The following is a 15,358-nucleotide window of genomic DNA, read 5'->3' on the forward strand; positions in this document are numbered from 1 at the left end:
AAAACTAAATAGTGTAAAGTGATACTACTAACACTTTATGGAGGATGAAGATGAAACCAAAAAGAAAAATCGGTCGTTATATATTTGGAGTACTACTATTAGGAGTCTTGGTATGGGGAGGTCTACTTGTAAAGAACCATCTTGATTTTCAACATGAAATGGTTCAGATTGTCCATAGTAAAGAAGTGGAAAAATTGATAGAAGAAGAACTAAAGGCAACAGATCCAGATGCCTTGACACCAAAAGGCAAGATCAAATCGTATGAAATTGATGACAAGACGATCGAACACAATCCAATGGGGGGGATAATGTTTGAAGTGACTATAAATGGAAATAAAGAGATAACTGGAAGTATGGGATTGAGGAAGAGTAGTGAAGATGGCCCGATTAGATCTGTAGGGATGTCTGAGTCTACAGAACTACAGAATCTAATAGGAGATTAAAAATGGTATTTAATGATGAACAAAAGAATGATATTGCATGGCAGGAATATACGAAATACAAAGTTGGAAATAAAGTAAAAATTGATACAGATAATAAGAAAAAAACAATAGGCTATGTTTCTGAAGTTTTTGGACAGGCACCAGAAGAGGATATGGTTTCCTCTCTCGAAGACTTGAAAGCACGGTTTCAAGGAGCTCTATCTGGTTTAAATGGATATATTGTGACAGATAAAAAAATCACTCATGAAAGCAGACCAGAAGATGTGCATGAAGTAACAATTTTGTTTGAGGGATCGGAAGCTAAATTTGATAAAAATTTCATGGGAGCCGTAGATGATTGGGTGCTCACCGATGCCCCGACTGCATTACAAATATCAATGGCCAAGAGACTTGGAATCAAAACTGGGAAAACCTCCCAGCTTGATGCGGCTTCGAAAGAAGTAAAAGCAGCAATGGATAGATATCCGAATGCGCGTTTCAAATTTTATGCTCATTCTTTAGGGGGGTTAAATATCCAATCTTCACTGGGTTCTTTGGAGGATAAATATTTAGATAGAATTGATGGGGCTTATATATATGAAGCACCCAACCTTTATCCACAGTTAAGTGATGCAGAAAAGAAACAGGTCGATAAGATTAAATATAAAATTTTTAATTTTATAGACAAGCGTGACTTGGTCACATGGGAACATTCTGAAGAGGGGAATGAAGGAGTTGTTGGAACACTTGTTCGGATTGACAGTAAGGATGCAGGCAATTTAGGAAAACAACATATGTGGGGTGGCTACGACTACAAGGCTGGCTACTTGAACGTCAAAGAAGAGAGTTTAGATGACTATCGGTTAGCTCGAATAAAGCAGACAAAAGAACAACTGCAGTTAAAGAAACAAGCATTGGAGTCTTGGAAAAAGAGTGGACTTTCTGGAAGTGACCTTATTTTCATGGATACGACTCAGGCAATGGGAATAGTGGAGTCGCTGAAGGAGTTTACTCTCATTGCTTCTGATTATATTTTAGCTGTCTGTGATTTCCGAATTGCGGATATAAAAGGAACCTGGGAGACGTTATTAATTTCTTGCCGTTCAACTGTATTAGGGACCCGTTGTACAGAAAGTGATATCATAAGCGCACTTGCTCAAATTGGTGCAACAAAAGAAACGATTGAGACGAATCGCATCACAGAATTAGAAAAAATTAAAAAAGATACTCTAAAAATAAAAGAAAGTATTTTTAGTCTATCAACAGACATAGCGAAAGGAATTGCAACTGTAATAGGCACGGATGTTGCTCTAGCAAGCCAACTTCAATTGCAATGGTAAAGAATGGGTAACAAAGATATTGAATACATTAATGCGATTAGAGAAGTAGAAGAAAAATGGAATGGTACTGAAGAAGAATTAAAATTGGAAATGAAAGAACTAGAAAAAAGAATGAATCATATCCATGACCAGTACTGTTTTACAAAACAAAATATTGAAATGATGGAAGAGGAAGTCGGACATTTCTCTAAGACGATGGGTAATACGGAAATTTTATCGGATTATTATCGGGAATTATCAGATGTTTATGAAGAATTGAATGCAGAGTACTATCACAAACTAGCTCATATTGAGGAAGCGCATCAGCTAAAACAAAAAGAATTACAGGTAGCCTCTGAAAAATATGCGAATGAGATTGCAAAATTACGAAAGGATATGTATGTCGAAAATTGATCTTACAAATGATTTAACATACGAAGATAAGCGTTTCATGGCAGCTCTTCTTAGTGTTAAATTTATGGGGAAAATAGCCTTAACAAAGGCCACTGTTGACCAAAAAAACATAAAAAATAGAATTTCATCTAGTTTAACAGAACTTGAAAATTCTTTAGATCAGGTTATTGGAAGTATTGATTCAGATTTAGCTGGAAAATTTTCAAATTCTGTTAAAGAAGGGGTTGGAAGAAAGAAAGTAGAGTTACGTTCTTTGCAAGAATTTTGTAAGACAAAGTAGCATCCGTATATTAAAGTAGCTTCATTGGTTCCCATCTGCTTCTAAAAGTGTTAAAATAGTATCCAAGAAATTGGAGAAAATACATGCCGAAAGAAGAGAATTTAACAGGGGACCAAGTTGTTGCCCTTACAAAAAAATATTTATCCCCTGAAGATGTTGCTTTTGTGCAGAAGGCTTTGGTCTATGCGGTTGATTGCCATAGTGGGCAATTCCGTCAGTCTGGTGAACCTTACATCATTCATCCCATTCAAGTGGCAGGGATCCTTGCTAAGCTAAAACTGGACGCTGTGACGGTAGCCTGTGGCTTTTTGCATGATGTCGTGGAGGATACGGATGCAACCTTAGATGATTTAGAGCGCGAATTTGGTCATGATGTGCGTGTGATCGTCGATGGGGTGACCAAGCTCGGGAAGGTAAAGTACAAGTCCCACGAAGAGCAGTTGGCTGAAAATCATCGCAAGATGCTCATGGCCATGTCTCAAGATATTCGTGTAATCTTGGTCAAATTAGCAGACCGTTTGCATAATATGCGTACCCTCAAGCATTTGCGCAAGGATAAGCAAGAGCGCATTTCGCGTGAGACCATGGAGATCTATGCACCACTGGCCCATCGTCTCGGGATTTCCAGCGTTAAGTGGGAACTTGAGGATTTGTCCTTCCGTTATTTGAACGAAGTCGAATTCTACAAGATCTCCCATATGATGAAGGAAAAACGTCGTGAGCGAGAAGAGTTGGTCGAAGAGGTTGTCCACAAGATTGAGACTTATGCTGGTGAACGCCATCTGCATGGAAAAATTTATGGTCGACCAAAGCATATTTATTCGATCTATCGCAAGATGCAGGATAAGAAGAAACGCTTTGATGAAATCTATGACTTGATCGCCATTCGCTGTATTCTGGATACCCCAAGCGATGTCTATGCCATGCTAGGCTACATCCATGAGCTCTGGAAGCCGATGCCGGGTCGTTTTAAGGACTATATTGCCAACCGGAAGGCTAATGGCTATCAGTCCATCCATACGACTGTATACGGCCCTAAAGGACCGATTGAATTCCAGATCCGTACCAAGGAGATGCACGAGGTTGCCGAATACGGGGTTGCCGCTCACTGGGCTTATAAAAAAGGGATCAAGGGTCAAGTTAACAGCAAGGAATCGGCTATTGGGATGAACTGGATCAAGGAGATGATGGAACTCCAAGACCAGTCAGGCGATGCCAAAGAATTTGTTGAAAATGTAAAAGAAGATATCCTGGCAGAAGAAATTTACGTCTTCACACCGGATGGAACCGTTCGTTCCCTTCCGAAAGATTCCGGGCCGATCGATTTTGCCTATGAAATCCACACCAAGGTTGGGGAAAAAGCGATTGGTGCTAAGGTCAACGGCCGGATGGTGCCCCTCAATACCAAACTTCGGACGGGAGACCAGGTGGAGATTATCACCAATGCCAACTCCTTTGGTCCGAGTCGTGACTGGCTGACCCTTGTTAAAACTAGCAAGGCGCGCAACAAGATTCGTCAGTTCTTTAAAAATCAAGACAAGGAATTGTCAATTAACCGTGGTCGGGACCTCTTGATGGCCCAATTTCACGAGCATGACTTGGTAGCCAATAAGTTCATGGACAAAAAGCACATGGATAAAGTGCTACAAAAATCAAGCTATAAGACAGAAGAAGCCTTGTTTGCGGCCATTGGTTTTGGAGAGATTGGGGCTATTACCATCTTTAACCGCTTGACGGAGGATGAACGCCGAGAAGAAGAGCGGGCTAAGGCACGCGCAGAAGCAGAAGAGCTAGTCAAAGGTGGCGAGGTCAAGGTTGAAAATAAAAAAGACACCCTCAAGGTCCGTCACGAAGGTGGAGTGGTCATCCAAGGTGCTTCTGGGCTCTTGATTCGGATTGCAAAGTGCTGTAACCCAGTTCCAGGTGATGAAATCGTCGGCTACATTACCAAAGGGCGCGGTGTTGCGATTCATCGTCGAGACTGTATGAACCTACGTGCCCAAGACAACTACGAGCAACGCTTGATTGATGTGGAGTGGGAAGATAACAACACGACCAAGGACTATATCGCTCACATCGATATTTACGGGCTCAACCGTGCAGGCCTTCTGAACGACGTGCTCCAAGTCCTTTCCAATACAGCTAAAATGATCTCAACTGTTAATGCCCAACCAACCAAAGATATGAAATTTGCCAATATACACATTTCCTTTGGGATTCCAAACTTGTCTATGTTGACAACGGTTGTGGATAAGATTAAGAGTGTACCGGAGGTGTACTCTGTTAAGCGTACCAACGGCTAGTCTTCTACGAAAATCGACTTCATACTGCGTTAGTTTCGACTGGCCTAACTACAGTTATGCCTGCGTCTCACTGCCTTGTCTGATGTCGATTTTCTTTGAAGAAGCTAGGATGTGCTCAGAACTCTTTTATTGCTTCGTTAGCTCGCCTTGCCGTACTTCAGTACTGTCTTCGTCTCGCTGCCTCGCACTAAAAGCAACTGAACAGCCTTTACTTTTCAGATAGTATGCCTGCGTCTCACCGCCTTGTTTGATGTCGATTTTCTTTGAAGAAGCTAGGATATGTTCAGAACTCTTTTATTGCTTGGTTAGCTCGTCGTCTGTGGTTGATGTTCTTTCAAGGGTAGCAGTGAATGCTCAATAGATTTATAAAATAGGATAATAAAATGAAATTAGTGATTCAACGGGTCAAGAGTGCCTCGGTTTCCATTGATGGTCAAGTCTACAATGCGATCCAGCAAGGCTTGCTGCTCTTGGTGGGTGTCGGTCCAGATGACGATCAGAAAGATTTAGATTATGCGGTCCGTAAGGTATCGCAGATGCGTATTTTCTCAGATGAGGAAGATAAGATGAATCTTTCGGTCAAAGATATCCAAGGGGAAATCTTGTCGATCTCTCAATTTACCCTCTTTGCGGAGACAAAAAAAGGCAACCGTCCTGCTTTTATAGGGGCTGCCAAGCCAGATATGGCCAGTCAGTTATATGATGCCTTTAATGATCAATTAGAAAAAGAAGTCCCTGTCAAACGAGGGATCTTTGGAGCCGATATGGCGATTGAATTGATCAATGATGGTCCAGTGACGATTTTGCTAGATACAAAAAATCCATAAATAAGAAAACATGCAGTCGGATTAGACTGCATGTTTTTCGATATAGAGTTGTTGGGCGATCACTTGGTTGATAGAAATTTCTTGTCCATGGATAACGAAGTGATAGAGCCCTGTGTAGTCATCGTACCGTTGAAACGCGATGGTATCGCCGATTTGGAGATGAATCTGGTCTAAGAATTTTAACAATTCATAGGTGTCATAGACCCTTTGCAGAATATACAGACCAGGTTGGGTCGTTTCACTGAGACGGTCTTGGTAGGCTTCGACAAGCCTTTCGCCTTTCTTTGGAATTGTCCCACCGTGAGGGCAAGTCTTAGGGTTTCCAAGCATGTGATCCAGCCGGTCGATGAAATGTTCAGAAACAGTATGCTCGAGAACTTCTGCCTCTTCATGGACTTCTTCAGTTGTGTAGCCAAGTTTTTCCAGCAGAAATACTTCGATCAAGCGGTGCTTGCGGTAGAGATCAGAGACCAATTGCGACCCCAGATCTGTTAGTAGATAACCATGGTTCTTATCTTTTACCAAGAGGCCCTCAGAGACCATGCGCTTAATCATCTCGGTCACAGCAGGCGGAGAGACCTGCATGCGACTGGCGATTTCCTTATTACTGATTTTTTCTACTTCTGTGCCAATTTCATAAATGCACTTGAGGTAATCTTCTTTGTTTGGTGTCATGCTTTCCTCTTTTCTTCGCTCACTTCTAGTATATCAAAAAAATCCTCAAAAACGCTAGTGGAGTAATGAGAATTGTCTCAAGCTCCAAAAGATGGTAGTATAGTAGCATAGAAAGGACGGCATCATGAACAGACGGGAATTAGCGAGACTAGGCTGGAGAGAAAATAGTTTAGCCTATCTAGAGAAGCACTTGCAGGGATACAAAGATCCACAAGCCTACCAAGAACAATACCAGTCTATCTTTTTCTTTGCCAGTCCTCTGTTTCAAAACATGTGGTTTCAAGAGATCAAAGATCTAACGGAGACTGCTGCCCAAGACTTACTGAGGGGCGTCATGAAAATTCTCCTAATGCCGAGTGACTTGTCTGGAACTTGTGAAGAAACAGCATTTCTTCTGAGTAGGATGGCTCCAGATTGTCCACCAGGTTCCGACTTTTGGAAGGCTTTTTCACGCGTCGTGCAAATCGCTTTTAAAAAGGATCCTTTAGCAGATCAGTCGGGAGACCAGCTCTTGAAACGCCAGGTTCACCAGTTGCGCTACCTACTTTCAAGTTACCAGGCACAATGGATTCGGACGCATGAGCCCAGAACTGGACAGACTGACGAGGAGGCCTTACAAGCTTACCTACAGGAGGCTAGAGCGGTCACGGTGGATGCTTATGCGGCTGCTCGTCTTCATAACAAGGTCTCCCTAAGGCCAGATGGTCACCTTCATTATCCATCAGGGGCCTCCCAACAAGTTAATTTCAAGGTCTTGTTAAATTTTCATACGGAGTATATTCTCGATCAAGCTGGGCATTTTCTCAATGAAGTTGATCCAATAGAAGTTTCTGAAAATGGCATTGTCAATGGTGCCAGTTTTAACTACGGCTTGGCTAGGGGCCGGACCCATAAGGGCTTGGATATTGATCCCGTCAAAGCTTGGGATCCAGCCTTTCGCAAGCAGGTCCTCTATCAGCAAGATGTTCGCTATCTAGCTCCGAAGAATGACCGAGGAGAGCAAGGTTATTGGAGTCGAAAAGGAGTTTTTGCACAGGGAGGTAAGAGCTATAAGCAACAAGTGGCAAAGCGCGTGCGAAGCTTTCTACAAGGCATCCCTCGCTTACGCTGGCGGGTCCTCCTCCAAAATGGGCTCCATCGGATTTTATAGCAGACAAAAAGAGGTCTACGACCTCTTTTTCGTTTATCCAAGTGCTTTGACGGTTTCGATTGCAGCGTCGTAATTGGGTTCGCTGTTGATGTTGTCTAGGTACTCAACGTAAGTCACTTTGTTGTCAGCATCTAAGACCAAGACAGCGCGCGCAAGCAAGTGCCATTCATTGATCAAGAGGCCATAAGCTTTCCCGAAGGAATGGTCGTAGTAGTCTGAGAGCATGATGGCATTGTCGAGTCCTTCAGCAGCGCACCATTTACCTTGAGCAAAAGGAAGGTCGACAGAGACCGTCAAGACGACAGTGTCTTCCAAGTCCGACAAGGTCTTGTTGAAGTGACGTGTTTGCATCGAACAGATCCCTGTGTCGATGGATGGGATGATACTGAGGACTTTTTTCTTGCCGGCAAAATCAGCCAAAGATTTTTTCTCCAGAGCTGGAGTGATCAATGAAAAATCATGGGCAATTTCCCCTACTTGAAGTTGAGATCCGGTAAAGGTAACAGGGTTTCCTAAAAATGTTGCCATAAAAAGACTCCTTTTTTGTTTTTATTGTACCGCAATACTGGAGGAGGGGCCACTGATTTGTTTGGAAATCTGAAGGGGCTACTGACTCAAACCTTCTGCGATCTTGTCTAAGTTCCACTTCATCATGCTGTAGTAGCTATCACCCTTTTCCCCTTCTTTGGCAATCGAGTCAGTAAAGATCTTTGCAAAGATCGGGATATTGGTATCCTTAGACACAGTTTTCATAGGACGTTCATCGACACTGGATTCGACAAAGAGGGCTGGTACCTTGGTTTGCCGGAGCTTTTCTAGCAGCGTTTTGATTTGGTCAGGTGTGCCTTCTTCTTCCGTATTGATTTCCCAGATATAGGCAGATGGGACGCCGTAGGCTTTGGAGAAGTATTTGAAGCAGCCTTCGCTGGTTACAATCATCTTCTTATCTTCTGGGATATTGTTGAATTTTTGTTTGGCTTCTTGGTCGAGCTTGCTGAGTTTTTCAGTATAGGCAGCTAGATTTTTTTCGTAGAAGTCCTTGTTTTTGGGATCTTTTGCGATCAATTGTTTGGCAATGTTTTTAGCGTAGAGTATCCCGTTTTCGAGATTGAGCCAAGCGTGAGGGTCTTCTTTTCCAGCTTGGTTTTGGCCTTCCAAGTAGATGACGTCGACTCCGTCGCTAGCTGCGAAATAGTCTTTGTTTTCAACTTTATTGGCATTTTTGACCAATTTAGTAAACCAAGCATTGCCACCGGTTTCGAGGTTGATCCCGTTGTAGAAGATCAGGTCTGCTTGCGAAGTTTTTTTGACATCTTCTGGTAGTGGTTCGTATTCGTGGGGATCTTTGCCGACGGGAACGATACTGTGGAGCTCGATCTTATCCCCAGCAATATTTTTGGTCATATCTGCAAGGATCGAATTGGTGGTGACCACTTTCAATTTACCAGAAGCTCCAGAAGAAGAACCCTTGCTACAGGCTAGAAGACCGAATAAGAGCGCCACAAAGAGGGCGAGGACAGAAGCGATTTTTTTCATGTGTTTCTCCTTTAATGAGATGAAAGAGCGTGCTTGTTCTTTCTCTGCTTAGGAGCGATAAAAAAGCTGATGAGAAAGAAGACGGCAGAAGTGAGGACAATACAAGACCCAACGGCGATGTTCAAACTATAGCCAATAAAGAGTCCCAGAACGGATGCAAGAGCGCCTAGGCTAGAGGACAAGAGCATCATGGACCAGAGGCTATTGGCATAGAGATAGGCTGTCGCAGCAGGTGTGATGAGCATGGCGACGATCAGAATGGTCCCGACACTTTGCATAGCAGTGACAGAAACCAAAGTCAAGAGCACCATGAGGAGGTAGTGATAGATCTTGACCCGAACGCCCATGGATTGAGCCAGAACGGGATCAAAAGAAGTGAGCAGCAAGGGACGAAAGAGCAGGACAATTACCAGCAAGACCGCCACCCCAACACCGATGGTCATCCACATATCCTGGTCTTGCACGGCCAAGATATTCCCAAAGAGGATGTGGAAGAGGTCGGTGGAACTTTTTGCGACTCCAATCAGAATGACTCCTAAGGCAAGGAAAGAAGAAAAGGTAATCCCTATCGCTGTGTCGCTCTTAATGATGGAGTTACTCTTGATATAGGTGATAAGGATGGAAGCTAGAAGCCCAAAGACAATGGCGCCAATAAAGAAATTGATGCCAAGGATAAAGGACAGGGCCACCCCTGGAAGGACTGCGTGCGAGATAGCATCTCCCATGAGAGACATGCCTCGCAAAATAATGAAGCATCCGACAGCTCCAGCGACAATACCAATGGCAATGGCTGTGATCAGGGCATTCTGTAAGAAGTGGAATTGCTGTAATCCATCGATAAATTCTGTAATCATCCGACTCCACCTCCTATAAAGAGTTCATGCCCGTAGGCTGCATGCAGATTCTCCTTGGTAAAGGTTTCCTCTGTTTTTCCAAAAGCAATCAGCTTACGATGGAGAAGGAGGACCTGGTCGAAGTAAGCAGGGACCTTGCTGAGGTCGTGATGGACGATCAGGATGGTCTTGCCTTCTTTTTTCAAGGTTTTTAGTGTTTGCATGATGATGTCTTCGCTAACGGAGTCAATCCCTGCAAAGGGCTCATCCAAAAAGATGACCTCTGCTTCTTGGACCAAGCAGCGGGCGATTAGGACCCGTTGGAATTGCCCTCCTGAAAGCTGACCAATCTGGCGATCTGCTAGATCAAGAAGATTGACAAGCTTCATGGCATTTTCCACTTTTTGGAGATCTTCTTTACTTTTTCGCTTGAAGATAGAAAGATGGGGGTAGAGGCCCAGTGAGACACACTCCCGCACCGTGATGGGGAAGTGGAAATCAATAGCGGATTTCTGTTCGACGTAGGCCACCCGTTGAAGAACTTGGCTGAGGTCTTTTTGATCGAGCTGGACCCTTCCCGAATGAGGGAGAAGTTCTAGCATGGCCTTGATCAGGGTTGATTTTCCTGCTCCGTTGGGCCCAAGAATTCCTAGGATGGTTGGACCCTGGATGGTGAGGGAAAGATCCTCCAAGGCCAGTGTTTGCTGGTAGGCAACACTTAGATGTTCAATTTGAATCATGATTTTGCTCCTTTACTATTAATATACATAAATAAAAAAATTAAGTCAAGTTAATTTTTAAAATAATTTAGCTTAAATCTCTTGTAATCATTGAAAAAAGTTCCTATTTTTGATAAGGTTATTAGAAAAGAATGAAAGCGAGAAGATCATGGTACGTTTACAAGATGATTTTTATGATTACGTCAATGGGGAATGGGCTGAGACAGCTGTGATTCCTGATGACAAACCGTCAACTGGTGGTTTTATGGACTTAGATCGAGACATCGAAAACTTGATGTTGGATATCACTGGGAAATGGCAACGGGGAGAAGAGCTGCCTGAAGACAGCATTCTGCAAAACTTTGTCAAATACCATAAAATGGTGGCAGATTTTGATGCACGGGAAGTAGCTGGTGTAGCACCAGCCATGCCCTTGATCAATGAAATCAAGGCCTTGTCTTCTTTTGAAGACTATACCAGCAAGCTGGGAGCCTATGAACTAGCTGGCAAACCAAATATCATGCCATTTAGCGTGTCACCAGACTATATGAATGCCCAAATGAATGTCTTGTGGGGAGAAGCGCCGGCTCATATCTTGCCAGATACGACCTACTATGAAGAAGGCAACGAAAAAGGCCCAGAACTACTGGCTATCTGGCGCCAAATGATGGAAAAACTTTTACCTAAATTTGAATTCTCAGAGGCAGAAATCAAAGATATCCTGGATAAGGTCATTGCGTCGGATGCAGAATTGGCCAAATATATCTTGTCAAATGAAGAAAGATCCGAGTACAACAAACTCTACCATCCTTATGAGTGGGCAGATTTCAAGGCCTTGGTTCCAGAATTGCCACTCGATACTTTCTTTACAGAAGTGATCGGACAAACTCCGGATAAAATCATCGTTCCAGAAGAGCGTTTCTGGAAGGAATTCGCACCAACATTCTATTCAGCAGCCAACTGGGAAACTATTCATGCAAGATTGAAACTCGGTGCAGCCGTAGATTGGACTTTATTCTTGACCGAAGAAATCCGTGTCTTGGCTGGTGAATATAGTCGTACGATTGCAGGTGTTCCAGAACCTCGTCCAAAAGAAAAGGCGGCCTTGTCATTAGCAGAAGTACCATATAGCCAAGCGCTTGGACTCTGGTATGCGGGAGAAAAATTTTCACCAGAAGCAAAAGCAGATGTAGAGCACAAAGTAGCGACCATGATTGAGGTCTACAAGGATCGTCTTGAAAAAGCAGACTGGCTCGCTCCTGAAACCCGCGAAAAAGCTATTGTCAAGCTCAATGTCATCACACCGCATATCGGCTACCCTGAAAAATTACCAGAAACATACGCCAAGAAGATCATCGACGAGAGCAAGACCTTGGTGGAAAATGCTCAAGCCCTTTACGAAATTTCCATTGCCCATACTTGGAGCAAGTGGAACCAACCGGTTGATCGAAGCGAGTGGCACATGCCAGCTAATATGGTCAATGCCTACTATGATCCGCAACAAAACCAAATCGTCTTCCCAGCAGCGATTTTACAAGCACCATTCTATGACCTTCACCAATCATCATCAGCCAACTATGGTGGAATCGGTGCGGTCATTGCCCATGAAATCTCCCATGCCTTTGACACCAATGGTGCTTCCTTTGACGAGCACGGTAGCTTGAAAGACTGGTGGAAACCAGAAGATTACGAAGCCTTTACCGCTCGCACGCAAAAGGTCATCGATCAGTTTGAAGGCCAAGACTCATACGGTGCCAAGATTAACGGGAAATTGACTGTTTCTGAAAACGTGGCAGACCTCGGAGGGATCGCTGCAGCCCTTGAAGCAGCGAAGAAAGAAGCAGACTTCTCAGCAGAAGAATTCTTCACCAACTTTGCTCGCATCTGGCGCATGAAAGCTCGGACAGAGTACATGCAACTCCTCGCAAGTGTCGATGTCCACGCACCAGGAAAACTCCGCACCAATGTCCAATTACCAAACTTTGACGAATTCTTTGAAACCTTTGATGTCAAAGAAGGCGACGGCATGTGGCGCGCACCAGAAGATCGTGTGATCATTTGGTAAATCAAGATACTAAGCCCGTAAAAAAAGCGAGAAGAAAATAGGAGATTGACCATGTGGGCCATGCCCACCAGGCAATCTCTCTTTTTCTCGACGGTCGTAAAAAAATAAAAATCCCCAAAGCCAAGTTTCAATCTACTGAAACTAGTTTTGGGGATTTTTGAGTGGATTAGAAATAACAGTGAATGTCATGATCTAAAAAAACTTGCTGGTAGTCATATAAATCTTCTGGATGCAGGGCTTTTATTCCTTCCATTTCATAGCGACGTCCTAAAAGCTTGTATTTGTTTTCTCCAAACTGGTGAAATGGGAGAAGTTGTACTTCATCGATGTTGAGAGAATTAAAAAGGGAAGCAAATTCTTCAGCATCAGTTAAAGAGTCATTGAAATTAGGAATGACTGGAATACGTAAAACGATTGTTTTGTTTTGAGCAAAGGCATAATGAATATTTTTAATAATCAGATGATTGTTGACTCCGACAACCTTCTTATGTTTAAGTGTATTGTAATGTTTAAGGTCTGTATAAATAAAATCAACATACTGAATGAGATCGACAAATTTCTCATGTTCAACAAAAGCTGTCGTTTCGATTGCAGTATGAAGTCCAACTTCTTTCGCAGCTTTTAAGATAGCTTTGGCAAATTCAAATTGAGCGAAGATTTCTCCACCAGACAGGGTAAGGCCACCACCAGATTCTTCGTAGAAGTCAACGTCTTTTAAGACATCATCTATGATCTCGGTAACTGTTTTTTCTTCTCCTGTGATGGTTTCCTTTTTAGTAACAGCATCCAACATTTTTTCAGGATTTGCACGCTGGGATTCAGGATTGGAGCACCATGGACAACGTAGGGGACATCCTTTTAAAAATACAGTAGTTCGGATTCCAGGGCCATCATGGATACTAAAGTGTTGGATATTAAAGATTATGCCGCGATTTTGTTCCATATTTTTGCTCTCCTATCAATCTAGTAAGTCCATTATACATTATTTAAGAAACTAATTCAATTACGAACGAAAGTTTATTTTGTTTTGAATTCACTCGAAAATTTGCTAAAATAGAGAAGAGGTAAAAACAATGCAACGTTTAGATGAAATATTGAAATTAGTATCGGAATTTGAAAAGATTGATGTTAATAGTTTGTCTGAGAAATTACAAGTCTCTAAAGTGACCATTCGAAAGGATTTGGACAAGCTAGAATCCAAAGGATTATTGCATAGAGAACACGGCTATGCTGTTTTAAATAGTGGAGATGATATCAATGTTCGACTGTCCTTTCAATATGATACCAAGAAAAGAATAGCCAGGGAAGCTGCTAAATTAATTAAGGATAACGACACGGTTTTGATTGAATCGGGCTCTACATGTGCCTTGCTAGCGGAAGAAATTTGCCAAACAAAAAAGAATGTCAAGATTGTGACAAATTCTTACTTTATTGCAGATTATATTCAGGAATATGATTCTTGTAAAATCATCCTACTTGGTGGTGAATTTCAAAAAGAATCGAGAGTGACTGTAGGTCCGCTTTTGAAAGAATTAATCCGCTCTTTTAGAGTTCCCTTTGCTTTTGTAGGGGTAGACGGATATGATGACGAACTTGGCTTTACTGGGAAAGATATGATGAGAAGTGAAGTTGTTCAAGCTATGTCCGATGTTTCTAAAGAAGTGATTGTCTTAACAGATTCAAGTAAATTTGGGAAATGTGGAACTGTCAGACGATTTGCACTTTCACAAGTTTCGAGAGTCATAACAGATAAGAATATATCTCAAGAAGCGAAAGAAAAACTTGAGGATTCACAAACAATTTTAACTTTAGTATAAGAAGGAGAAGCCAATTGAAAGATGAACGGAAAAAGTTACTTGCTAAATTAGCCTATCTATACTATGTTGAAGACAAAAGTCAATCGCAAATCGCAGCAGAAACTGGAATCTACCGTACAACTGTCAGCAGAATGCTAGCAGAGGCCAAGAAAGAGGGCGTAGTAAAAATTGAAATCGAAAACTTTGATACTCGCCTCTTCCATTTAGAAAATTATATCAAACAAAAATATGGCTTAAAAGCTATCGAGATTATACCGAATCTAGTTGATGAACCTCGAGAAAGCCTTGAAAAGCGACTGGCGCAAGCAAGTGCGGTCATGCTTCGTAATTTGATTGAAGATGGAATGACAGTCGGATTTTCATGGGGCAAGTCTCTCAGATTAATGGTAGAACAAGTTGGAACGAAGCGCTTGGATGGTGTACAGTTTTATCCCCTAGCTGGAGGTCCCAGTCATATTCATGCTCGCTACCATGTCAATACGCTGATCTACAGTATGGCGAGTAAATTTCATGGAGAATGTCATTTTATAAACGCGAGTGTCATTCAAGAAAATTCTGAGGTGACGGAAGGCATCTTATCTTCTAAGTATTTTGAGGATTTGAAAGCTAGTTGGCGTTGTTTGGATGTTGCGGCTGTAGGGATTGGTGGCTATGCAGATAGCAAGAATCCTCAGTGGTTTGATATGCTGACATCAAATGATTTTAAGAAATTGGAGTCAGAACATGCTGTAGGAGAAGTATGCTGTCGTTTCTTTGATCAAGAAGGTATCCCCGTTTATCCTGAATTACAGGAAAGAACAATATCTATCACATTGGAGGAATTGAGAGAGGTACCAAACACCATCTCTTTGGCCTACGGTGATCAGAAAGCAAAAGCACTTTTATCGGTTTTGAAAGCCAACTATATCAATCATTTAGTCACAGATGAAGCAACGATCTTAAAAGTCTTAGAATTAGATGGTGATCAGCAATTTACTAAAAAATAGGACAGCAGGAAT

At 42.4% G+C, this 15,358-nt stretch carries 16 protein-coding genes; 10 read left to right on the forward strand and 6 right to left on the reverse strand.

The annotated features are described in order from the left end of the window. Positions 1-50 precede the first annotated feature (50 nt). From ACESR9_RS03845 to dtd, 6 genes are all read left to right on the forward strand, one after another. Positions 51-443, forward strand: a complete 393-nt coding sequence (locus tag ACESR9_RS03845; protein WP_134974652.1) for a DUF1310 family protein — start codon at positions 51-53, stop codon at positions 441-443. A 2-nt stretch (positions 444-445) separates the two neighbouring features. Next, a complete protein-coding gene (locus ACESR9_RS03850) occupies positions 446-1,762 on the forward strand; it encodes a hypothetical protein (protein WP_134974653.1) in 1,317 nt (438 codons plus the stop codon). Between the two features lie 3 nt (positions 1,763-1,765). Further along, positions 1,766-2,155, forward strand: a complete 390-nt coding sequence (locus ACESR9_RS03855) for a hypothetical protein (RefSeq protein ID WP_134974654.1) — start codon at positions 1,766-1,768, stop codon at positions 2,153-2,155. Further along, positions 2,142-2,435 carry a hypothetical protein gene (locus ACESR9_RS03860; RefSeq protein WP_373105652.1) on the forward strand — a complete coding sequence of 98 codons (294 nt, stop codon included), beginning with the start codon at positions 2,142-2,144 and terminating at the stop codon, positions 2,433-2,435. The genes ACESR9_RS03855 and ACESR9_RS03860 overlap by 14 nt, the downstream gene beginning before the upstream one ends. An 83-nt stretch (positions 2,436-2,518) precedes the next feature. Continuing rightward, positions 2,519-4,738 carry a RelA/SpoT family protein gene (locus ACESR9_RS03865; RefSeq protein ID WP_023919595.1) on the forward strand — a complete coding sequence of 740 codons (2,220 nt, stop codon included), beginning with the start codon at positions 2,519-2,521 and terminating at the stop codon, positions 4,736-4,738. Positions 4,739-5,121: 383 nt separating this feature from the next. Further along, positions 5,122-5,565 carry a D-aminoacyl-tRNA deacylase gene (dtd, locus tag ACESR9_RS03870; protein WP_003013773.1) on the forward strand — a complete coding sequence of 148 codons (444 nt, stop codon included), beginning with the start codon at positions 5,122-5,124 and terminating at the stop codon, positions 5,563-5,565. A gap of 21 nt (positions 5,566-5,586) precedes the next feature. Here the strand turns inward: dtd and ACESR9_RS03875 are convergent, their stop codons facing one another. Continuing rightward, positions 5,587-6,240 carry a metal-dependent transcriptional regulator gene (locus ACESR9_RS03875; RefSeq protein WP_373105654.1) on the reverse strand — a complete coding sequence of 218 codons (654 nt, stop codon included), beginning with the start codon at positions 6,238-6,240 and terminating at the stop codon, positions 5,587-5,589. A 124-nt stretch (positions 6,241-6,364) separates the two neighbouring features. On the opposite strand from ACESR9_RS03875, the gene ACESR9_RS03880 reads away from it, so the two are divergent. Next, on the forward strand, positions 6,365-7,390 hold the full coding sequence (locus ACESR9_RS03880; protein ID WP_373105656.1) for a DUF3114 domain-containing protein: 1,026 nt from the start codon (positions 6,365-6,367) through the stop codon (positions 7,388-7,390). Between the two features lie 33 nt (positions 7,391-7,423). Here ACESR9_RS03880 and tpx read toward each other — a convergent pair whose 3' ends face one another. The 4 genes from tpx to ACESR9_RS03900 all read right to left on the reverse strand — a co-directional run bounded on the left by tpx (position 7,424) and on the right by ACESR9_RS03900 (position 10,499). Beyond that, the gene (gene tpx / locus ACESR9_RS03885) at positions 7,424-7,918 is read right to left on the reverse strand and encodes a thiol peroxidase (RefSeq protein WP_373105658.1); all 495 of its coding nucleotides are present in this window, start codon (positions 7,916-7,918) and stop codon (positions 7,424-7,426) included. Between the two features lie 78 nt (positions 7,919-7,996). Next, positions 7,997-8,926, reverse strand: a complete 930-nt coding sequence (gene fimA, locus ACESR9_RS03890; protein ID WP_373105660.1) for a metal ABC transporter substrate-binding lipoprotein/fibrin-binding adhesin FimA — start codon at positions 8,924-8,926, stop codon at positions 7,997-7,999. Between the two features lie 11 nt (positions 8,927-8,937). Further along, a complete protein-coding gene (locus ACESR9_RS03895) occupies positions 8,938-9,780 on the reverse strand; it encodes a metal ABC transporter permease (RefSeq protein WP_003009914.1) in 843 nt (280 codons plus the stop codon). Continuing rightward, positions 9,777-10,499 carry a metal ABC transporter ATP-binding protein gene (locus ACESR9_RS03900; protein WP_195327194.1) on the reverse strand — a complete coding sequence of 241 codons (723 nt, stop codon included), beginning with the start codon at positions 10,497-10,499 and terminating at the stop codon, positions 9,777-9,779. Before ACESR9_RS03900 ends, ACESR9_RS03895 begins: the two co-directional genes overlap by 4 nt. A gap of 148 nt (positions 10,500-10,647) precedes the next feature. On the opposite strand from ACESR9_RS03900, the gene ACESR9_RS03905 reads away from it, so the two are divergent. Next, positions 10,648-12,543: a M13 family metallopeptidase gene (locus ACESR9_RS03905; RefSeq protein WP_373105662.1), complete on the forward strand. Its 1,896-nt coding sequence runs from the start codon at positions 10,648-10,650 to the stop codon at positions 12,541-12,543. Between the two features lie 166 nt (positions 12,544-12,709). Here ACESR9_RS03905 and ACESR9_RS03910 read toward each other — a convergent pair whose 3' ends face one another. Then, positions 12,710-13,486, reverse strand: coding sequence for a glycyl-radical enzyme activating protein (locus tag ACESR9_RS03910; protein ID WP_048691616.1), 777 nt, complete (start codon positions 13,484-13,486; stop codon positions 12,710-12,712). Between the two features lie 130 nt (positions 13,487-13,616). Between ACESR9_RS03910 and ACESR9_RS03915 the strand changes: the two genes are divergently transcribed. Then, positions 13,617-14,360 (forward strand): DeoR/GlpR family DNA-binding transcription regulator, encoded by a 744-nt coding sequence (locus tag ACESR9_RS03915; protein ID WP_048717589.1) that lies wholly within the window; start codon positions 13,617-13,619, stop codon positions 14,358-14,360. A 14-nt stretch (positions 14,361-14,374) separates the two neighbouring features. Then, positions 14,375-15,346, forward strand: coding sequence for a sugar-binding transcriptional regulator (locus ACESR9_RS03920; protein WP_049486456.1), 972 nt, complete (start codon positions 14,375-14,377; stop codon positions 15,344-15,346). Positions 15,347-15,358 lie beyond the last annotated feature (12 nt).

Origin of the sequence: Streptococcus parasanguinis (assembly GCF_964238605.1) — a bacterium.
Taxonomy (GTDB): Bacteria; Bacillota; Bacilli; order Lactobacillales; family Streptococcaceae; genus Streptococcus; species Streptococcus parasanguinis_AJ.